14 protein-coding genes and 1 pseudogene are annotated in these 22,067 nt (G+C 49.8%); 3 read left to right on the top strand and 12 right to left on the bottom strand.

Annotated features, from left to right (window positions below; translation table 11 throughout):
* Nucleotides 1-219: 219 nt before the first annotated feature.
* The 7 genes from yjgA to MXE39_RS02605 all read right to left on the bottom strand — a co-directional run bounded on the left by yjgA (nt 220) and on the right by MXE39_RS02605 (nt 10,806).
* On the bottom strand, nt 220-795 hold the full coding sequence (gene yjgA / locus MXE39_RS02635; protein WP_246976951.1) for a ribosome biogenesis factor YjgA: 576 nt from the start codon (nt 793-795) through the stop codon (nt 220-222).
* Between the two features lie 266 nt (nt 796-1,061).
* Nucleotides 1,062-2,507, bottom strand: coding sequence for a metalloprotease TldD (gene tldD, locus MXE39_RS02630; protein ID WP_246976953.1), 1,446 nt, complete (start codon nt 2,505-2,507; stop codon nt 1,062-1,064).
* 307 nt (nt 2,508-2,814) lie between these two features.
* Nucleotides 2,815-3,408: a Maf family protein gene (locus tag MXE39_RS02625; protein ID WP_246976956.1), complete on the bottom strand. Its 594-nt coding sequence runs from the start codon at nt 3,406-3,408 to the stop codon at nt 2,815-2,817.
* Between the two features lie 479 nt (nt 3,409-3,887).
* Nucleotides 3,888-4,418 (bottom strand): rod shape-determining protein MreD, encoded by a 531-nt coding sequence (gene mreD / locus MXE39_RS02620; RefSeq protein ID WP_246976958.1) that lies wholly within the window; start codon nt 4,416-4,418, stop codon nt 3,888-3,890.
* Nucleotides 4,408-5,610, bottom strand: a complete 1,203-nt coding sequence (gene mreC, locus MXE39_RS02615; protein WP_246976960.1) for a rod shape-determining protein MreC — start codon at nt 5,608-5,610, stop codon at nt 4,408-4,410. Before mreC ends, mreD begins: the two co-directional genes overlap by 11 nt.
* 639 nt (nt 5,611-6,249) lie before the next feature.
* Nucleotides 6,250-7,299 carry a rod shape-determining protein gene (locus MXE39_RS02610; RefSeq protein WP_246976962.1) on the bottom strand — a complete coding sequence of 350 codons (1,050 nt, stop codon included), beginning with the start codon at nt 7,297-7,299 and terminating at the stop codon, nt 6,250-6,252.
* Nucleotides 7,300-9,918: 2,619 nt separating this feature from the next.
* Complete coding sequence (locus MXE39_RS02605; protein ID WP_246976964.1) at nt 9,919-10,806, bottom strand: single-stranded DNA-binding protein; 888 nt, start codon at nt 10,804-10,806, stop codon at nt 9,919-9,921.
* A gap of 469 nt (nt 10,807-11,275) precedes the next feature.
* Between MXE39_RS02605 and MXE39_RS12915 the strand changes: the two genes are divergently transcribed.
* Together MXE39_RS12915 and uvrA are read left to right on the top strand one after the other, a co-directional pair.
* Nucleotides 11,276-11,410, top strand: a complete 135-nt coding sequence (locus tag MXE39_RS12915; protein ID WP_281503357.1) for a hypothetical protein — start codon at nt 11,276-11,278, stop codon at nt 11,408-11,410.
* A gap of 279 nt (nt 11,411-11,689) precedes the next feature.
* Nucleotides 11,690-14,578 (top strand): annotated as a pseudogene (uvrA, locus tag MXE39_RS02600) (excinuclease ABC subunit UvrA); the annotation flags it as partial.
* Between the two features lie 594 nt (nt 14,579-15,172).
* On the opposite strand, the gene MXE39_RS02595 reads toward uvrA, so the two are convergent.
* The 5 genes from MXE39_RS02595 to MXE39_RS02575 all read right to left on the bottom strand — a co-directional run bounded on the left by MXE39_RS02595 (nt 15,173) and on the right by MXE39_RS02575 (nt 20,885).
* Nucleotides 15,173-16,105 carry a flagellin gene (locus tag MXE39_RS02595; protein WP_246976966.1) on the bottom strand — a complete coding sequence of 311 codons (933 nt, stop codon included), beginning with the start codon at nt 16,103-16,105 and terminating at the stop codon, nt 15,173-15,175.
* A 503-nt stretch (nt 16,106-16,608) separates the two neighbouring features.
* A complete protein-coding gene (locus tag MXE39_RS02590; protein WP_246976968.1) occupies nt 16,609-17,538 on the bottom strand; it encodes a flagellin in 930 nt (309 codons plus the stop codon).
* A gap of 89 nt (nt 17,539-17,627) precedes the next feature.
* Complete coding sequence (locus MXE39_RS02585; RefSeq protein WP_246976970.1) at nt 17,628-18,566, bottom strand: flagellin; 939 nt, start codon at nt 18,564-18,566, stop codon at nt 17,628-17,630.
* Nucleotides 18,567-18,653: 87 nt separating this feature from the next.
* The gene (locus MXE39_RS02580) at nt 18,654-19,592 is read right to left on the bottom strand and encodes a flagellin (protein WP_246976972.1); all 939 of its coding nucleotides are present in this window, start codon (nt 19,590-19,592) and stop codon (nt 18,654-18,656) included.
* A gap of 372 nt (nt 19,593-19,964) precedes the next feature.
* Nucleotides 19,965-20,885 (bottom strand): flagellin, encoded by a 921-nt coding sequence (locus MXE39_RS02575; RefSeq protein WP_246976974.1) that lies wholly within the window; start codon nt 20,883-20,885, stop codon nt 19,965-19,967.
* A 598-nt stretch (nt 20,886-21,483) separates the two neighbouring features.
* Between MXE39_RS02575 and MXE39_RS02570 the strand changes: the two genes are divergently transcribed.
* Nucleotides 21,484-21,963, top strand: a complete 480-nt coding sequence (locus tag MXE39_RS02570; RefSeq protein ID WP_246976976.1) for a DUF2750 domain-containing protein — start codon at nt 21,484-21,486, stop codon at nt 21,961-21,963.
* Nucleotides 21,964-22,067 lie beyond the last annotated feature (104 nt).

Here is a 22,067-nt window from a genome sequence, read left to right as displayed (position 1 = left end):
GACATGGGCCCCGCCTCAGACATGAGTCCACATCCCGGAAATGAGCTACACCTCTGACATGAGCCCACGTCCCGGAAATGAGCTACGCCTCTGACATGGGTACATGTCACTGACATGAGCGCGTGCATAAAAAGGAATGCCTCATTCCAGGGCGCCCCATGAAATGCAAACTTTCCTGTTTTAGAAAGCGTTAATTCTGTGGCAACAGCGGCTCAAAAATTATGAGCCGTTGCTCCTGGCGCGGAGCATGGTGTCAGGAATTTCAACACCGGCGCGGGCTGTCTCAGCCTTGATAAACTGATACAGAGCGCGGGCTGCAGGACGATCTGGCAGAGTTGATGACAGCTCGTCATGAGCACGCTTTACCAGGGTACGCAGCTTGTTGCGGTCGATGGACGGAATAAGCTCAACCATGGCATTAACGCCCTTGATGCCGCCATGAATCAGGAACTCGCGCAGCATTTCAAGGCGCATGGCACGTGGGTCTACACTTGAGGTATTGTTCATGCCCTCAAGCTGACTTTCAAGCTCTTCATGACCAAATGAACGCATCAGCTTGGCTGCAAACTGCAGCTGACGACGGCGCTCATCAGAATTACGGCGCAGGGAACGGGCCTTTACAAAGGCTTCCTTGACCTCTTCATCAGGAAAGCTCAGACGGGAAAAGGCCTGATCGCCAAGCTGGGCGATACGATCGGCCAGCTTTCTGATAGCCTGGGCTTCACGCTTATGGGCAGAGCGACTGAGCTCATCCGGCTCAGTATCAAAACCCTCAAAATGCTCCTGTACTGCCATTGTATTCCTCTCGGGATTCATCACTTAATCGGTATGGGGGCATCACCACAGTAAGGCATTATGCCTGTCTCGCGCATCATGCGCGCCTCATGCAGCCTGTCTCTCGCATCATGCGTGCCTCATGCAGCCAGCCTCGCCACATGGGGAGCACCGCACGGGGCTGCGCCGCATGGGGCGGCCCTGCCGCTGTAGCTGCCTGTGCTCAAAGCGGGAATGCGGGCAGCGTGGGGGTGATGTCGTTACTTGAGGCCAGCTGTCAGACCTGATTATTCGGCGTTGGATCCGCCTACGGTGATATCGCTGATCTTGATGGTAGGCTGACCAATGCCTACGCGTACGCTCTGACCGGCCTTGCCGCACCAGCCAATACCACGGTCAAACTCCAGATCATCAGCTACCATGCAAACTTTCTTCATGGTCTCTGAGCCGGTACCAATCAGGGTGGCACCCTTGATTGGGGCAACAATTCGGCCCTTTTCTACCAGGTAGGCCTCAGAGGCTGAGAACACAAAACGTCCTGAGGTGGTATCAACCTGACCGCCACTGAAGTTTACGGCATAAATACCACGATCGATGGACTCAATAAGCTCTTCTTTTTTGTACTGGCCTGGCATCATGTAGGTGTTGGTCATACGCGGGATGGTCAGACTGGAGTAGTTCTGACGACGACCATTACCAGTAGGGCTTACATTCATGAGCATGGCGCTGCGGCGATCGTGCATGAAGGACCTGAGTACACCATTTTCAATAAGCACATTGTGAGCACTGGCAGTACCCTCATCATCACAGCTCTGCGAGCCGCGACGGCCCTCAATGGTACCGTCATCAATGATGGTACAGACATCTGATGCTACTTTCTGTCCCATCTTGTCCCAGTATGCAGAGGTGCGGTTGTAATTGCCATCACCCTCCAGGCCATGACCTACAGCCTCGTGAATCAGCACGGCTGGCCAGCCTGCACCCAGAACTACCGGCATGGTTCCGGCTGGAGCCGGAATGGCATCCATATTTACTGAGGCCATACGGACAGCATCAAGGGCTACCTTTTCAAAAGCGTTATCGCGTGTCAGCTCGTCCATAAGCCAGGCACCGCCCATGGCTGAGCTGCCTGCCTCGAGACGGTCTCCCTTTTTCATGACCACGTTGACATTGAACTGAACTACAGGCTTGACGTCAGCACTGACAGAGCCGTCGGTATTGGCTACCAGCATCAGTCTGTGTACCTGACCAAGGCTGATTTCAACCTGATCTACTCGTGGATCGGCACTGCGGGCAACTTCATTGGCACGGTTCATCAGTGCAATTTTCTGATCACGGGTAAATGACTCCAGCGGATTATCCTGAACATAAAGAGGACGCAGGTGATTTGGAGTGAGATTGATGCCGACAGGCGACATGCTGTGGCCATTGCTGATGGTTCGGGCTGCACGACAGGCATCAAGAATGGCGTTTTTCTCAATGACATCAGAAAAAGCAAAGCCGGTCTTTTCGCCGCTCAGACCACGTACGCCTACACCTGAAGAGATGCGGTAGCTGCCATCTTTGACAATACCTTCTTCAAGATAGAAAGATTCACTTACAGTGTGTTCAAAGAAGATATCGCCAAAATCAAGCTTGCGCTCCTGCAGGACAGCCAGACTTTCAGCCAGGAAAGCATCATCAATTCCGGCCTTTTTCAGCAGATATTCTTTAACAAAAGCTAAATTATCCATCTTTTTAACCTCAGGGGCTGCACTTTGCCCACTTTGTACCTGATATGTGCCAGTCATAACACAGGACCACATGTGCCCCGCAGGTTACAACTCACTGCAGATGCATACCACAGGCGCCACATCGCAAGGCTGCCTGCTATAAAAGACAGCACCATGAATGACGCTTTATAAAACTGAATGTACAGAGCTCAAACACAGAGACTGCGCTGCCTGCAGTCAGGACTCAGCAGACATAAGGCAGCAGACAGCAGGCAGCAGCATGCATACATTACTGCCAGCCAGCTTGCTGTATTCAGCTGCAGGCACTTTATTCAGCTGCCACAGTGCGTGGGAAAATACCAAATTTCTCCAGGGCGATACGTACCTGACATACAGGCAGACCGACCACAGAGCTTACAGAACCTTCTACTTTTTCAATGAGCATGGAGCCAATACCCTGTACTGCATAGGCACCTGACTTGTCATCACACTCACCTGAATCTACATAGGTGTTAATTAACTCATCGCTAAGCTGAGCAAAAGTCACACGAGTAGATTCAAAAATCTCACTTACCTCATGTCCACGCATGATGCATACGGCAGTCATGACCTCATGGGTACGTCCTGATAGCATGCGCAGGATCTTACGGGCATCATCACGGCTGGATGGCTTGCCAATAATGCGATCATCGCATACCACTACAGTATCAGCTGCCAGAACCACCTCATCAGGGTGCAGCTCGGAAACGATATGAGCCTTGTCTGCAGCAATACGCTTTACATAATCGCTTGCCTTCTCACCTATGATGACACTTTCATCAGCATCAGGCTTGATAATTTCAAAGCTCAGGCCCAGCTTGCTGATAAAGTCCTTACGACGTGGGGAACTGGAGGCAAGAATCAAATCATGGGTTTTGGACATTTGTAAATCCGTTTTAACAGTTATCTGGATCCGGCAGACAGATCAAAGCAGCCAATCACCTGCCTGTAAAGGCAGGCAAGTGACTGCCTTGTACAAATCTCTTAGCGCAGCTGTGAACATCCGGCCCGGCAGTGTATGCAAAATCACCACGCATTATCATAAAGAATGTCAGCCGGACGTGCCCAACTTTACCGCTCACCATGTGAGCCCATGTCAATGAGCACCTGACGCGCTCACCATGTGAGCCCATGTCAATGAGCACCTGACGTGCTCAGCATGTGAGCCCATGTCAATGAGCACCTGACGCGCTCAGCATGTGAGCCCATGTCAATGAGCACCTGACGCGATCACCATGTGAGCCCATATCAATGGCCGCCTGATAAGCTCAGCTTGCAGCTAAGTTTGAGCCCCGAAGTTAATACTCACGTGGATGCTCTCCATGACAGGAGCTGCTCATAAATCAGGCACTGAAACTTAAACTACAGCTCCTGCTCTGAGCGGGTAGTAAAGCTTGAAATGCGCAGGCGATCCCAGAGCATTCTGAAGAAGATACACATGAGCGGCCAGGTAAGTATGGTAATCAGAGTCTGCCAGGCGAAATTGGTGCCGTAGCTGCCCTGACCAATAAGATGACCAAACCAGTTTACGCATACATTACTGAGGAAGTTCACCAGGCCTATAACCAGCATCTGCTGCCAGATAAGGAAGGTGGAAAAGGTCTTGAAGTGAGCTACTATGATGTAAACCTGTAAGGCCAGTACCAGACCGTTGATGCCAAGCGGTGCGCCGGTAAGAAGATCAACTGCCAGACCGGTGAGCCATGCAGCACCTACATTGATGCGACGTGGATCGGCTACGGCAAAGAATATAAGCAGCATGCCGGTAAAATCAGGGCGGTAAGCGGCGATGATGGCCGGAAGACGCATGATTTCCAGGATCATCATGACGAAAACCAGCGGAAAGAACAGCATGTAGGAGCTGCGGTAACTGACCTTTTTATTAGCGGCCACGACCAACCTCCACAATACTATTGTCCATTGGTGAAATACCCATCACAGAAGCAGTCTTGCCTTCACTTAAGAAATAATGCCCCTGCCCTGCAGCATGGCCAGGTAGTGCCATATGCACAAGTCCGCTGTACAGACCAGATGCAGAATCATTCATACTGTCATGCACTCTGTGCTCAACAGTAAACCTTTTAGTTTTATAAAGCATTCCCAGCTGCTGTTTGCTGTCATTTTTCTTCTCAGCCGGGCGGTATCCTGTAGTACGGTCCACATCGGTAAGACTGTCGATAAGACGTCTGATGCGTTCCTGTCTGAGCTTGCGCTTGCTGTCAGTCTGCTCCTTAGGCTGAAGCTCCTCAGTGTCCTTGTTCTGACTGGTCTGATAGAAGTACATCAGCACATAACGGATCTTGTCACTGTCTACTACCGGTCTTGCCTTGATCTGAGCAAAAGGCTGATCATCGGAGAATCCAACAGAGCTGACAATGGCTACAGGGTATCCCTCAGGATAAATGCCACCAAGGCCTGAGGTTACCAGCAGATCGCCTTCCTTGATATCTACGGAACGTGGCATGTTATCGATGATGAGCTCATCGTGCATACCTGTACCTGAGACAATGGAGCGAACCTGATTGCGGATATTAACCACAGGAATGGCACTGGAAGGATCAGAAAAGAGCAGTACACGGGAACTGGCATAGGCCACACTTACCACCTGACCTACAAGGCCCTCATCGGTAATTACAGGCATGCCCTCATAGACACCACTGCTGGTGCCACGGTTAACTACAATACGCTGCAGATAAGGGTCACTGTCGACGCTGATCACCTCAGCAAACATGCGGCGGGAGCTGGACTGGACAGGGGAGTTGAGCAGCTTGCGCATGGCAGCGTTTTCCTGCTCCAGAGTCTGAAGACGCATGATATCCACGCGCTGCAGATAGTTCTCATTGGACAGGCGCTCATTCTCCTCAATGAGGTCAGCACGGGTCTTAATCTGGGTGGAAACAGCTTCAGATACTGTCTGCGGGGCCTCAGCAAAGACCAGAACAGGATAGAGTGCGGTTTCAATGTAGTAGCGGAAATCACTGAGCAACTTCATGCGCACATCAAGAAAGATGAGCACAATTGAAAGCACCATTACCAGCAGGAAACGCATGGTGATAAACAAGGTCGGAGTTTCTGCTCTGTTCAAATTATCCACCTCTGTGGGGGCTGAAAATTCCGCAATCTGACTGATGGTCTGAGTGATAACTGAGCGCTGACAGCGTAGTGACCGAAGGAGGCTGGCATGATAGCCCAACGATGTCAGGGCTGTGACCTGCGATACAGCATGACACCCGAGCGAGGCCAGCCATGGCCCAGACTTAAGCATCTTAAACCGGCTTTCTCAAGTATCTGCGGCAAGCTGAAACAGCGATAAGCTGAATTGCGGCTACGGATGCGCAACTTGAGGACAGGTGCATGCCTGCACTGAGGATTGAGCGGCCCTGAGGTTCAGTGCCTGCATGGCCTGAAAATCAGTGCATGCAGTCCCCAGGGATCGGCACCTGCATGCCTTTAGGACAGTGCATATATGCCATCAGGATCGGGGCATATATGCCCTCAGGATCAGACAAAAGCTTTATGAAAAGCAGATCTGATCTTACCTGTAACTCAGTATCAGCTGTATGCCTGAGCGCACTCCTGTCCCGCACTTAACCGTAACTCATATACAGTACGATCAAACAAAACAGCCCAACCTAACAAAATCAGGTCGGGCTTTTTGCTTTTAAGGCACGGCAGGATGTACCCAACATCACTGTCAGGCAGCTAACTGCCTGAAATACATGGCCTAGTCGAAAATCTCATTGTCCTGAGCGTCGTACATCTCAAGAGCACGACCACCACCACGGGCTACGCAGGTGAGAGGATCGTCAGCAACGATAACCGGAATACCAGTCTCCTCACGCAGCAGCTTGTCGAGATTATGCAGCAGGGCGCCACCGCCTGAGAGCATCATGCCACGCTCGGCGATATCGGCAGCCAGCTCTGGTGGAGACTTCTCAAGAGCTACACGAACGGCAGATACGATGCCCTTGATAGGATCACTTAATGCCTCAAGAATCTCGTTGGTGTTCAGGGTAAAGGAACGAGGTACGCCTTCTACAACGGAACGGCCTCTTACTTCCTTCTCGTGAACTTCCTGCTCAGCATAGGCCGAACCGATGTCGATTTTGACCTGCTCGGCAGTTGCCTCACCAATTTCGTAACGCTTGGTGTTACGTACATAGTTGATAATGGCCTGATCGAAACGGTCACCACCAATACGTACTGAGCTTGAGTAAACCACACCGTTGAGGGAGATAATGGCAACCTCAGTAGTACCACCACCAATATCAACGATCATGGAACCGGCAGCCTCAGATACAGGCAGACCGGCGCCGATGGCAGCAGCCATTGGCTCAGTAATCAGGAATACTTCAGAAGCACCGGCACCTTCAACGGACTCACGAATAGCACGACGCTCAACCTGAGTAGCACCACATGGTACGCATACCAGAACACGTGGAGAAGGCTTGAACGGGAAGAAGTGAGAGCCGGTCAGCACCTTGTCAATAAAGCGCTGGAGCATGATGGCGGTGTACTGGAAGTCGGCAATAACACCGTCCTTCATTGGACGTACTACTTCGATATTGTCAGGATTCTTACCGAGCATGCCCTTGGCACTTTTGCCTACGGCTTCAACTTTGCGCTGAGCACCGCTGTTCTTGTCGAATCGTACGGCGACTACTGAAGGTTCGTTGAGAACGATACCCTTGTTTTTAACGTAAACCAGTGTGTTTGCGGTTCCAAGATCAATGGAGAGATCGTTGGAGAACATGGCGCGAAGTTTTTTAAACATTTGTGTAAACCTTGGGCCGGTAAATCGAAAGATAGTTGGCTATGCCGGAATTGATTTGAAATTACAGGGAGAGAAACCCTTGACAGGAGAAACTGCCTGAACAGTCAGTGCAGAAGATTCAGGGTCTGGAATAACAGACAGAAGTTCTCTTTACACAGCTGTGAGACCTAAGAGTTTTGTTGTTCTCAGGACACACAAAAATCCGAGCGCCGATCCCGAACTTTTTGACCTTATGGCCTTGTCAGGAGACACTTTAGGATTTCATACGATAAAAGGGTGCCTGCACCTTAAAAAAATATTTTTAAAAGGCCGGATTTATCGAATTTCGCCCTTCAGGGCAGCTGTCGCTCACCTCAACGTGGGACAGATATATAAAGATTAAAGCTGTGCTGTATTGTCCCCCATGCGCAAGCATGGCAGGTGTGAACCTCTGAATAATAATCCTCGTATTGATGGCTTTCCGTGTTGCCGTAAAGCCTGGAAGACCGGGCAATACGGCATCAGAAGTTATACAAGTGAACCTCGGCTGACGGATACCACAGTTAAACTGCAGTCTGCGGCTTCCTTTCATTGCATATACACAGCAGCATCAGCTGCCGGCAGATACAGTGCAAGGTGGCCTCAACACGTCCCTTCCTAACGGTAGAGCTGTGCATCTGCACTCAGGTGAATGCAACAGCCAGTTCCATCTTCTGCACATACATTTCTGTCAGCAGGCATAACATGTGCGGGCAAGCGGCTTTTACTTCGTGAGGATCAGCCTCATATGTACACCTCTGGCGACCGGTTGTTCTCTCAACACGTACCTGTAAGCTCTGCAATCTGCAAGCTGTGTCTGATCTCTTTCAGACCTGCAAGTACCAGAAAGGTTTCCGGATCCGATAAATTCCCTGTTTCATGCCCTGTTTCCGTCCATTGTTCATGGCCGTACCATCCTGAACGCTGTCTGACGAGCCCAAATCTCCACATCCGTCATTAACCACATATCCACTTCATAAAATGAAACAGACGAAAGGTTACACCAACTGCGATGCAGGTTCGTCCCTCGAGCAGAACCTTGCCGGACACCAGCTCATATATAAGGCCGGATTAAAGCAGCATTTTTCACAGATAAATTCAGTTCCGTAAAACCATTCCGCATCTTGCGCGATCCCATGCGGAGCAGATGCACTGCAGCAAACTGTCTGCAAACAGCATCATGATGACGGATAAACGGGCGGCAGTCAGGAGACATAAGTACCTGATGCATCCGGAATAAAAAGCTCTCTGCCGGCTCCATGCTCTGTGCTTTCAGGCATGAGCGCATTCAGACTGAAACTGCTTTGAGTCAGGCTGAGCAAAGAATGCTTTCAATCTACTTTAGGTTTTACTTATTCGACATTCCCTTGCGGGATTGAGCCAGAAAGTGCTTTGCGCTCCTTCCAGGCAGGGCTGGTCGTGCCCTTTGCCAATACCTGCAGTACCGGCATATGCATATGACCCTGTATTACTTCACCCAGGCACCAGCCATATTCTCCCTCCCAGCATCCCGAACCAGCGGGCATCCAGATCACCACCCTTGCGGGCATATCTGCACACATCTTCGATGTGCTCTGGTGCACATATCAGCCTGAGGCTGTACTCACCACCAGATGTGTTCATGAGAAAAAGGCCGCACCCTGAACTGAAATGCAGCTGTGTAATATCTGCTGAAAACTCACCCTCCGACAGGAGGCCCATAATCAGCGACCTTACACATACTTATTAAGATCAGGTGCAGTTGCAAAGTATAGCACACGCGTGCAGTCACGCCCATAAACATCAGCTTCCGGGCATTGCTGGCACAGTGCTTTTCTGCAGCGAAGTGTCGGTGCACACAGGCACGGTATTTAATAAAAAATCCGTGCTGCAGGGGCACTTGGACCCTATATTAGCAATACCAAAGATCTTAGCACTATCACAACAAATTTGACAATAGATAGCGGGCATGACTCATAATTCTTACCGCTTATTTATCGCATTTGCACCGACAAACATAAAAATGCTTGCTGAACTGGTGCACAGGCGCCGCTCTTGCTACTGTCTGAGCGTAGAACATTTATACATGACAATATAAGCCCGCCAAATAACAGCTGTCTCCACCAGGCCCGCGCGCACAGCCCTGCCGAACCATCATCATCCTGCAAGAGTCGCACATCACAACACAATATTTATAACAAGAAATTTATTAGTACCCCCTCGACAGATACGAAAAGCATCAGCCATACAATGATGAGGAGATGGAATGGTGCGATATGAGATGGTATGGGTCAGATGGGATTGAATGGGGTGAGATGGGATGGGGTGATATGGTATGGGGCAGATGGGATTGGATGGGGTGAGATGGCTTTGGGAGGGATGGGAGTGGAGAATTAGATAAGGCAGGACTTAGTGACAGAGGCTGTTTCAATTGCACAGCACCAAAGCTGAATATGGTCACGGATGCAGAGATACTCTCAAAAAAGTGCCTGGGCTTAAGCCATTTGTTAAAAAGACTCCAGAACAGCAGACGAGAAAAGCCCTCAGAGAACAGCATTGCGTTCTGCTGAGGGCGATTTATGTCTTTACAGCAAGTCTGAACAGTGTGTCAGACAGTGATTATTAAAACGGAATATCTTCTTCACCACCGCCAGTTTCCATACCAGGGGCAGCTGGAGCAGCACCAGCAGGACCTGCTGGTGGAACACCGCCGTCGGCAGCTGGTGCAGCATAAGGAGATCCTGCTGGAGCATCATATGAAGATCCTGATGGGGCACCATAAGGTGAGGCTGGAGCTGCACCTGCCGCAGCACCGCCTGCAGCAGCTGCTGCACCGGCTACAGCAGCGTAACCTGCATTATATGGCTGGTAGGGTGGCTCAGCTGGCTGAGATGGAGCGCCATATGGGGAAGCAGCCGGAGCTTGCTGGCCGCCACCGAAGCTGTCATAGCCCTGAGAAGCTGGCCCCTGAGGCTGCATTCCGCCTCCCTGATCCTGCCCCCACTCATTGCCATAAGGATTGGCTGACTGAGCGCGGTTCTGACCATATCCGCCCTGGGATCCATACTGGCCGCCATTATTGTAGCCGCCGCCACCATACTGACCGCCGCCGTACTGGCCACCGCCATACTGACCGCCACCGTTATAGCCCCCCTGACCATCATCACGACGGCCACCGTCGAGGAAAAGGAAATTATTGGCAATAATTTCAGTAGAGTAGCGCTTGGTACCGGTAGTCTTATCGACGTAAGAAGAGGTTTTCAGGCGGCCTTCAACATACATGCGCTTGCCCTTGTTGACATAACGCTCAATGCTGTCGGCACTCTTGTTCCAGAAAGTAACACGGTGCCACTCAGGAATTTCTTCCCACTGACCGGTGTCACGGTTCTGAACGGACTCATTGGTTACTATTGTCACATGAGCAACCTTGCCTCCGCTTGGGAAAGTACGAATCGTAGGCTCATCAGCGGTGTAGCCGATAATCATGACTTTGTTAAGACTTTTTGCCATAGGGAATGTCCTTTTTTAGCACCTGACAGGCGCGATTACAAACGGGCGGCTGTATACAGCACAACCAGGAAACACTTCCTTATCCAAGGAAACGTCCGGCTGCTGCAGAGCTGACGACAAGTACATCAGAAGTACCTGTCCTGATGAGCCTCAAAGTTAAGCTTTGACACTGGTCTTCAACAGCTGTAAAGACAGTTGAGCGGCCGCCAAACGTGCAACAATATTAGCGCAAGCTTTTGACAAAAAACAGCTGGCAAATCTGGATATCATGGGATAAAAAGCAGGATCTTTTTAACGTCAAATCCCTTAAATTCAAGCTTTATAAGGCATAATTCAATCCTGCTCAGCCAAAGTCATACCCATTTTGGAAAATCCTTAATTGCAACCCCTGGTCTTTCTCCAGGCACTTCCCGACATCCCAGGTATTCATACCTGACGCATCCAGGTTGCCCAAGACTAACTTGCATAAATGAATGCATATTGCCACGGCCGCTCCCGCACCGTTCCAGGTTGCTATAGCCGCTCCCGCACCGTTCCTGGTGGCTATGGCCGCTCCCGCACCGTTCCTGGTGGCTATGGCCGCTCCCGCATGCATCCAGCTTGAATGCCTGATTATGAAGCATTCATCATTTTGGGCCCATCATTGATGAATCATTCTTAGCATCAGCTTTGGACGCTTACGCCTGAATCAATACTGAAAAGAGGTATCTCTGCCATTTTTTGATCAGCTGTATTGCCAGGGATGCAATACCTTATGATATTTGCCCTAAAATTACTAACCGCATACACGGCATCATCCTTAAGCCCGAAAGGGCAGTTGCTGTGCTTACTATGGCAGTGACGGCCTTTTTCAGGGCCTTTAATTACCTGACAGGTAGAACATATGGACAAAATAGTTGTTCGCGGAGCCCGCACCCACAATCTTAAGAACCTTACTGTTTCCATACCGCGTGATCAGCTCTGCGTTATCACGGGTCTGTCAGGATCAGGCAAGTCATCTCTTGCTTTTGATACCCTTTATGCCGAAGGTCAGCGCCGCTATGTGGAGTCACTTTCCTCTTACGCCCGTCAGTTCCTGCAGCTTATGGACAAGCCTGACGTGGACTCTATTGATGGTCTGTCACCTGCCATTTCCATTGAGCAGAAATCAACCTCGCATAATCCCCGCTCTACTGTAGGTACCATCACCGAAATCAACGATTATCTGCGTCTGCTCTTTGCCCGCATTGGTCAGGCACGTTGTCCGGAGCACGGCACAGTGCTCAAGGCTCAGACTGTTTCAGAAATGGTAGACCAGACCCTTGCCTGGCCAGAGGGCACCAAACTCATGATTATGGCTCCGGTGGTAAGAGGACGTAAGGGTGAGTACCGTCAGCTCTTTGCTGAGCTATCCCAGCAGGGTTTTGTTCGCGCCCGTGTTGACGGTGAGATCTGCGACTTAAGCGATCCTCCTGATCTCAAGCTGCACATCAAGCACACTATTGAGGTAGTGGTCGACCGTTTCAAGGTCAGACCTGATGTTAAGCAGCGTATTGCAGAATCATTTGAAACAGCCCTTAAGACTGCCAACGGTCTTGCCATGGTAGTACCGATGGACGACCACCGTCCTGAAGATGAAGTACTGCTCTCATCCATGTACTCATGCCCTGAGTGTGGCTACTCTATTTCTGAACTTGAGCCTCGTAACTTCTCCTTCAACAGCCCTCACGGAGCCTGTCCATGCTGCGATGGTCTGGGCAAGCTGATGGTATTTTCAGAGAGCAAAGTTGTACCGGATCCGGAAAAGTCCATTGAAGAAGGCGCCATTGCCCTCTGGGATAAGCGTTCCTGGTCTTTCTACCGTCTGCTCGTTCCTGCCTGCGATGCCTGGGGCATTGATATCTACGCTCCCTTTAAGGATCTGCCACGCCGCCATCAGGAACTGGTGCTCTACGGCACCTCAGGAAAGAGTTCAGGAGGCATTAACGGCACCAGCTCTCAGGCTAAGGGTGATAGTAACAGGGAGAATGCCGCCTCTTCACAGTCTGCACAGACAGCTGGTGAGCCACTCAATGGCCACAGCTTTATGGGTGTAATCCACTATTTTGAGCGCCAGGCACGTGAAAGTGACTCTGAGTCATATCAGAGCCAGCTGCAGAGTCTGATGACAGCCCGTATCTGTCCTGAGTGTCATGGTGCCCGTCTGAAAAAGGAATACTGCAATGTCTTTGTAGGCGGTAAATCTCTGCCTGAAATCAATGAGATGTCCATCAGTCAGTGCCATGAGTTCTTTTCTGAGCTAAACCTTGGTGTTCAGGATGGTCAGATTGCAGAGCGTATTTTAAAAGAGGTTCGCGAGCGCCTCATGTTCCTTAAGAATGTAGGTCTTGGCTATCTTAATCTGGCCCGATCGGCTGACACTCTTTCAGGTGGTGAAGCCCAGCGTATCCGTCTTGCCAGCCAGATTGGCGCAGGACTTACCGGCGTTATGTATGTACTTGATGAGCCAAGCATTGGCCTGCATCAGCGCGACAATCAGCGCCTGCTCAATGCTCTGATGAGACTTCGTGATCTGGGCAACAGCGTCATTGTGGTAGAGCATGATGAAGATGCCATAAGACAGGCTGATTACATTATTGATATCGGTCCAGGCGCCGGTGTCCATGGCGGTAACATTGTAACTGCAGGCTCTCCAGAACATATTATGAAGTGTCCTGATTCCCTTACTGCAGATTATCTCAATGGACGCAAAAGCATTGCCGTACCACGACGCCGTCATGCTCCTAAAGGCTGGCTGACCCTCAGCGGCTGTAAAGGCAACAATCTCAAAAACGTCACCGCATCTTTCCCGGCCGGCTGTTTTACTGTAGTCACAGGTGTATCAGGATCAGGCAAATCAACACTGGTTAACGACACCCTGGTGCCTGCAGTTGCTGCTCATATCCGCAATACTGGAGTTGATGATCCGGACAGCGGTTTTGGCTGTGAGGAAATCACCGGCCTTGAGAACTTTGACAAGCTTATCTGTATAGACCAGAGCCCTATTGGCCGTACTCCGCGATCCAATCCGGCAACCTATATCGATCTCTTCACCTCCATACGTGAGCTCTTTGCTCAGACTGAAACCTCAAGAGCACGTGGCTACAGTGCAGGACGCTTCTCTTTTAACGTCAAAGGCGGCCGCTGTGAGGCCTGTCAGGGCGATGGTACCATTCGTGTAGAAATGCACTTCCTGCCTGATGTCTACGTACAGTGTGAGCACTGCCAGGGTAAGCGCTATAACCGTGAAACACTTGAGGTCACCTACAAGGGCAAGAACATCAGCGAAGTGCTTAATATGACAGTGGAGGAGGCCTACACCTTCTTTGAGGCTATCCCACGCATTAAGCGCAAGCTTCAGGCCCTTATGGATGTCGGTCTTTCCTATATCACTCTTGGTCAGTCAGCATTGACCTTCTCGGGCGGTGAGGCTCAGCGTATCAAGCTTGCCAAGGAACTCTCCCGCGTCTCAACCAGGAACACACTATATGTGCTCGATGAGCCAACCACAGGCCTGCACTTCCACGATGTACGCCAGCTGCTGGACATGCTGCTGCGCCTGCGTGATGACGGCAATACCGTTATCGTGATTGAGCACAACCTTGATGTCATCAAATGCGCTGACTACCTGATTGATATTGGCCCTGAGGGCGGCAGCGGCGGTGGCCAGATCATTGCCACCGGCACTCCTGAAACAGTTGCCGGCCAGAGCCAGTCCTTCACCGGACAGTTCCTAAGGCCTATTCTGGAAAAGGCTGGCACCATGGCCGACCAGGAAGCCATGGCCGCATTCACCACCACAGCCCAGGCCGCCGCCTCCAGGTCCCCTGCATCCAAGGCACCAGCATCCAAGGCACCAGCATCCAAGGCTACTGAGCCCTCTGCAGATGCAGTCGCCTTAGAAGCAGTCGCCTCAGATGCCGCAGCTTCAGATACTGATGACGCAGCAGCTGCAGCTGCAACATCAGCTCCAGCTAAAGCAAAGAAAGCTGCCAGCCCCCGCAAGAAGACCTCCCTGTCTGGAAAGAAAGTAAAGACAGCTGTGGAGCTTGAGGATGAGCAAGCTGAAAAGCAGGTCCGCCGCACCCGCAAGAAGAGCGATGCTGCGGAAACTGCAGCAAATGATGAAGCAGCAGCTAAGGTTAATGAGAGCAAGACAAAAACCAAAACCAGAACAGGCAGCCGCTCCCGCAAAAAGGCTGAATAAGCACTATCAGACGAATGAAGCTCAACCACTCCTTTAACAGGATGTCTGAGCTGCAGCAAAAAGACCCTCAGGCAAAATGCCTGAGGGCCTTTTGTATGGCCACTTCAAAAAGCAGCCTCATACATTATTCTGTACGAAAGATTAGCCTAACAGTGACAGGCCAAGCTGTGGACGGGTGTTAGCCTGCATCAGCATGGAGGTAGCAGCCTGCTGAATGATGGACTGCTGGGACAGGTTGGCAGACTCTTCAGCGAAGTCTGCGTCACGAATACGGCTGCGGGCATCAGCCTGGTTGGCAGAAACGTTAGCCTGGTTTCTAATGGAGCTCTCCAAACGGTTTTGGATAGCGCCCAGGCCAGCTCTCTGGCCGTCAACTGCGCCAATCATCTTGTCCAAAATCTCGATTGCTTTCTGAGCACCATCTACCTTATCAAAGGAAATTAAGCCACCGCCAGTCTTTGACCAGAATGCTTTAGCATCATTACCACCTGGCTCAACACCACCCATTGACAGAATTTGGGAGAACTTCATGGCATTGACATTAAAGTCAATGGTATCGCCTTTGTTAGCGCCTACCTGCAGAGTTAATTTACCAATATACTCTACTTGTTGCTGACCCTTATTGCCCTTGGTAAGAATAGAGTTTGCGCCAGCACCGTCAAGAATAGACTTGCCACCAAAAGTAGTCTGCTGAGCAATACGCGTAATCTCTTTGGCAAGAGCAGTAGCCTCCTTACCGAGAGCCTGACGGTCCTCTAATGTATTGGTGCCGTTGCTGGCCTGAACTGCCAGAGTACGGATCTTCTGCAGCATGCCGGTGATTTCGTCCATGGCACCTTCGGCAGTCTGGGCAAAAGCGATACCGTCAGAGGCATTGCGGTTACCCTGGTTGAGGCCATTAATCTGAGTGGTCAGACGGGAGCTGATCTGGAGGCCTGCTGCATCGTCTTTGGCAGAGTTAATTCTCAGACCAGAAGAGAGTCTTTGATATGTGGTAGTCAGCTGATTCTGGACATTATTAAGATAGCGACGTCCGTTGAGTGAGCTCACATTGGTATTTACGTATACTGCCATGATTAGATCCTTTTTCTACTTCAAATTTCGCATAGTGAAGTGATTGCACGTGAGCTTTATACCCATGGAATTCACTGTCATATAAATTAACGGGCTTACAACCATGCCGTCCATGCAGAAAAAGACAAATGTAAAAAAGTTATAAACACGAACATATTTAGAGCACAATAGATATGACTACATCTATTGTAATCACTGCACACTCACGAACGATCATACAGTTACAGTACTTATCGCTCATCATGGAAAGCCTTATTACATAAGCTTTCTCAGCTGTAGTACAGGCGCTTCAGCTCGCCAGCAACGTATCTCGGACTCATTCATAAAATGATGCAAACCTATAAGTTAGCAACGCTAATTCAGATCGGCTTTGTATAACAATGCTTTATAAAACTTATGTAAATACACCATGCAGTGACAAAAAGGCCCTCAGGCAAAATGCCTGAGGGCCTTTTTATTGCCACTCCTTGAGAGCGACCTCATACATTATTCTGTATGAATGATTAGCCTAACAGTGACAGACCCAGCTGAGGACGGGTGTTAGCCTGCATCAGCATGGAGGTAGCAGCCTGCTGAATGATGGACTGCTGGGACAGGTTGGCAGACTCTTCGGCAAAGTCTGCGTCACGAATTCTGCTGCGGGCATCAGCCTGGTTGGCGGAAACGTTTGCCTGGTTGCGAACAGAGCTCTCTAATCTGTTTTGTATAGCGCCCAGGCCTGCACGCTGAGCATCGACAGCGCCTATGAGCTTATCAATATGCTCAAGGAGCTTGTTGGCATTCTCAGCAGTACTGATTTTAATTGCCTGCTTGTCCTTGGCGTAGAAATCATCAAGTTTGTCTTTAACACCTGCAAGAACAGCAATTGCAGAGAAACGCATTGAATTAACTTCAAAGCTGATAGTATCACCCTTATTTGCGCCTACCTGCAGAGTTAAGGTACCCTTCTCAGTTTTATTACCCGCACCGCCAGCAGCTGGAGGAGCACCGTAGATGTCGTCGCCATTGCCTGCACCGTCGAGGACGGTCTTACCACCAAACTTGGTCTGGCCGGCAATACGGTTAATCTCCTGAGCCAGTGCGTTTGCTTCCTTGTTAAGAGCAGCACGGTCTTCAGCGGTGTTAGTGCCGTTAGCAGACTGAACAGCCAGGGTACGAATCTTCTGAAGCATACCGGTGACTTCGTCCATGGCGCCTTCAACAGTCTGAGCAAGGGCAATACCGTCAGAGGCATTGCGGTTGCCCTGGTTAAGGCCATTTATCTGAGTGGTCAGACGGGAGCTTATCTGCAGACCTGCAGCATCATCCTTTGCACTGTTAATTCTCAGGCCAGAGGAGAGTCTTTGATAGGTAGTAGTAAGCTGATTCTGGACATTATTGAGATAGCGACGTCCGTTAAGTGAGCTGATGTTTGTATTTACATATACAGCCATGGTTGTACCTCTTAAATCTTAATCCTGGATATCAAGTATCTGTAAGGAGAGCGGCCTAATCATGTCTCCCATGAGTACGTGATGAATCCTTAGCCAAGAAGTGACAGACCAAGCTGTGGACGGGTGTTGGCCTGCATGAGCATGGAGGTAGCAGCCTGCTGAATGATGGACTGCTGGGACAGGTTGGCAGACTCTTCGGCGAAGTCTGCGTCACGAATACGGCTACGGGCATCAGCCTGGTTGGCAGAAACGTTGGCCTGGTTGCGAATAGAGCTCTCCAAACGGTTTTGGATAGCGCCTAAGCCGGCACGCTGACCATCGACTGCGCCAATGAGCTTATCAATATTTTCGAGGAGCTTGTTAGCATTCTCAGCAGTACTGATTTTGACTGACTGAGTAGTCTTGTCATAGAACTCTGTCAGTTTTGCCTGGACGCCTGCAAGCTGAGCGATTGCAGAGAAACGCATTGAATTCACTTCAAAGCTGACAGTATCGCCTTTATTAGCGCCTACCTGCAGAGTTAAAGTGCCCTTATCAGATTTACCACCACCAGCACCCGGACCACCGCCAGCTGCTGGAGCGCCGTAGATGTCGTCGCCGTTGCCTGCGCCATCGAGGACGGTCTTACCACCAAACTTGGTCTGGCCGGCAATACGGTTAATCTCTTGGGCCAGTGCGTTTGCTTCCTTGTTAAGTGCAGCACGGTCCTCAGCTGTATTGGTGCCGTTAGCGGACTGGACAGCCAGGGTACGGATCTTCTGAAGCATACCTGTGACTTCGTCCATGGCGCCTTCAACAGTCTGAGCCAGAGCAATACCGTCCGAGGCATTGCGGTTACCCTGGTTGAGGCCATTAATCTGAGTGGTCAGACGTGAGCTGATCTGCAGACCAGCTGCATCGTCCTTTGCACTGTTAATTCTCAGGCCGGACGAGAGTCTTTGATAGGTAGTAGTCAGCTGATTCTGGACATTATTGAGATAGCGACGTCCGTTGAGTGAGCTGATGTTGGTATTTACATATACAGCCATGGTTGTACCTCTTAAATCTTAATTCTTGATCAAGTACATGTAGGGAGATCGACATCATCATGTCTCCCATGAATACGTGATTAATCCTTAGCCAAGAAGTGACAGACCAAGCTGTGGGCGGGTGTTAGCCTGCATCAGCATAGAGGTAGCTGCCTGCTGAATGATGGACTGCTGAGACAGGTTGGCAGACTCTTCGGCGAAGTCTGCATCACGAATACGGCTACGGGCATCAGCCTGATTGGCAGAAACATTTGCCTGGTTGCGAATAGAGCTCTCCAAACGGTTTTGGATAGCGCCCAGGCCAGCACGGGTTGCATCAACAGCACCAATCATCTTGTCAAGAGATTCGATTGCGATGTCAACATTAGCTACATCAGAGAAAGAAATTCTTGTTGGGCCATTGTTCTGACCTTTACTCCAGAACTTCTCAAGAGCATTGCCTTTATTGACATTAGCAGCAGATGCAATTTGAGAAAACTTCATGGCTTGTACATCAAAACTGATAGTATCGCCCTTGTTTGCGCCAACTTGCAGGGTCAACTTACCAATATGATCTACACCCTGCTGAGCAGTACCACCCTTAGTAAGAATAGAGTTTGCACCAGCACCATCAAGGATCAGAGAGCCACCAAACTTAGTCTGCTTGGCAATACGGGTGATTTCCTGAGCAAGAGATGATGCCTCTTTAGCAAGAGCATTACGATCATCAAGGGTATTAGTGCCATTACGAGCCTGAACTGCAAGGGTACGCATCTTCTGAAGCATGCCGGTGATTTCGTCCATGGCACCTTCAGCAGTCTGGGCAAAAGCAATACCGTCAGAGGAGTTGCGGTTACCCTGGTTGAGGCCATTAATCTGAGTGGTCAGACGGGAGCTGATCTGGAGGCCTGCTGCGTCATCCTTGGCACTGTTAATTCTCAGGCCGGAAGAGAGTCTTTGATAGGTTGTAGTCAGCTGATTCTGGACATTATTGAGATAGCGACGTCCATTGAGTGAGCTCACATTGGTATTTACATATACAGCCATAATCAGATCCTTTTTTCTAATTCAAATTTCGCTTAGTGAAGTGATTACACGTGAGCTTTTGTACCCATGGAATCAACTGTCATTAAGAATCAACGGGCTTATGAACATGACACATAGATGGATAATAGCAAATATAAAAAAGTTATAAACATGCAACAATACAGAACGCAATAGATATAACAAACTCTTTAACAAATACCGTATATTTACTGATTCTTACCATCCAAGTATCTCGCAAGCTCATAGCAGATCTGTGCATGCCAGGTCAGAACATAAGCGCATCAGAAACAAAAAGGCCCTAAGGCAAAATGCCTGAGGGCCTTTTTATGGCTACTCCTGCGAGCAGCCTCATACATTATTCTGTACGAAAGATTAGCCTAACAGTGACAGACCGAGCTGTGGGCGGGTGTTAGCCTGCATCAGCATGGAAGAAGCAGCCTGCTGAATGATGGACTGCTGGGACAGGTTGGCAGACTCTTCGGCGAAGTCTGCGTCACGAATACGGCTGCGGGCATCAGCCTGGTTGGCGGAAACGTTTGCCTGGTTTCTAATGGAACTCTCCAAACGATTTTGGATAGCGCCCAGGCCAGCACGCTGAGAGTCTACAGCGCCAATCATCTTGTCCATAGCAGTAATGGCTTTCTGAACCTCAGTTACGCTGTCAAATGAAATCAGACCGCCGTTAGCTGCAGACCAGAATCCCTTACGATCTGCTTCAACAACGTTTCCCATAGAAAGAATATGGGAGAACTTCATGCTGTTAACGTCAAACTGGATGGTATCACCCTTGTTTGCACCTACCTGTAATACCAGTGTACCAATTTCATTGTTTTTAGCATTACCAGACTTTGACAGCATGGCAGTGGCGCCGGCACCGTCGAGAATGGACTTGCCACCAAAGGTGGTCTGCTTGGCAATACGGGTGATTTCCTGAGCCAGAGCAGTAGCTTCCTTACCAAGAGCCTGACGGTCTTCGGTGGTATTGGTGCCGTTGCTGGCCTGAACTGCCAGAGTACGGATCTTCTGAAGCATGCCGGTGATTTCGTCCATGGCACCCTCAGCAGTCTGGGCAAAAGCGATACCGTCAGAAGCGTTACGGTTACCCTGGTTGAGGCCATTAATCTGAGTGGTCAGACGGGAGCTGATCTGGAGGCCTGCTGCGTCGTCCTTGGCACTGTTAATTCTCAGGCCGGAAGAGAGTCTTTGATAGGTAGTAGTCAGCTGATTCTGGACATTATTGAGATAGCGACGTCCGTTGAGTGAGCTCACATTGGTATTTACATATACAGCCATGATCAGGTCCTTTTTTCTACTTCAAATTTCGCATAGTTAAAGTGATTGCACGTGAGCTTTTGTACCCATGGAATCAACTGTCATTGGGATCAACGGGCGATTACATTGCTTATCAATGTAGCGTAATCGAAATATAAACATATTAAAAACATGCAAAATCACAATCAGACTAGATGCGACAAATTTTGCTTAAAACAGGTCCATATTTACTTGTATTAATACATGAGAGGCACAGTTGAAATATTTGAAAAGCCTTATTTCATCAGCTTTTCATTCTGACAGAAAAGGAACGTAGGCTCACCTGCGATGTGTCCAGGAGGCGTACATAAAATCATGCATATTTGAATATTTCACTACTGCAGCCGGCTCCAACATACCGCTGATTTCGCTTTACAAAACGGACACCACAACGGCAGCGAATTTATGGTCTTTCTGTAAAGAATCAGGGGAACTTTCACCGCACAGTCATAATTTTTTCGCCGCTTAAGTATAATGGGCACTGTTTTTCCGTCCGTGAGTTCACGGACCTGCCAGGCTCCAGCCCTGCACTTTATGTCAGAGGCTGACATGTGTTACTTCTTCTTTCAGAGGTTTAGAGATGTTAGAACTGACCGAGCAAATGTATAACGCTGTCTTAACTCTTGATGATGACTACCGCCAGTTTTTCTGTCTGAAGCACTGCCAGGAGCAGGCTACTCTCTACCTGTTAAAGGAAAAGGGCGATGAGGGCATGCCACTGATGTTTGAAGATCAGCCAGATGAAGGCGATGACAGCAATACCCCTCACATTTTCCTGCCTGTCTGGTGCCACCCACGTTTTGTTGAGTACTATCTGGAAAACGCACCAGATGACTACCAGGGCAAGTACGAGATGGTAGAGCTTCCTCTGGCCCTGTTTAAAAAGGACTGGGCTCCATCTTTAAAGCAGAACAATATTGCTCTGGCTCTGCTGCCACTCCAGCAGGACAAGAACTTCAACTTCTGCGCTGCTGACATCTTTGAAAATGAAAACGCAGCAGACGCTGCTGCCAAAGCCGCAGCCGAGCTCGACAAGCTCACTGAAGAAGACACCAAATAAATTCAGCACTGCGCTGTTATGAGCATACAAAAAAGGGATGACCGTCAGGTCATCCCTTTTTCTTTTGCATCAGCACCCAGCACCGCGCGAGGCATTGCGACGCG

It is taken from the genome of Anaerobiospirillum sp. NML120511 (assembly GCF_023050955.1).
Classification (GTDB): domain Bacteria; phylum Pseudomonadota; class Gammaproteobacteria; order Enterobacterales; family Succinivibrionaceae; genus Anaerobiospirillum.
Note: the sequence above shows the minus strand (reverse complement) of the source record. Positions and strands in the feature narration are given on the sequence as shown.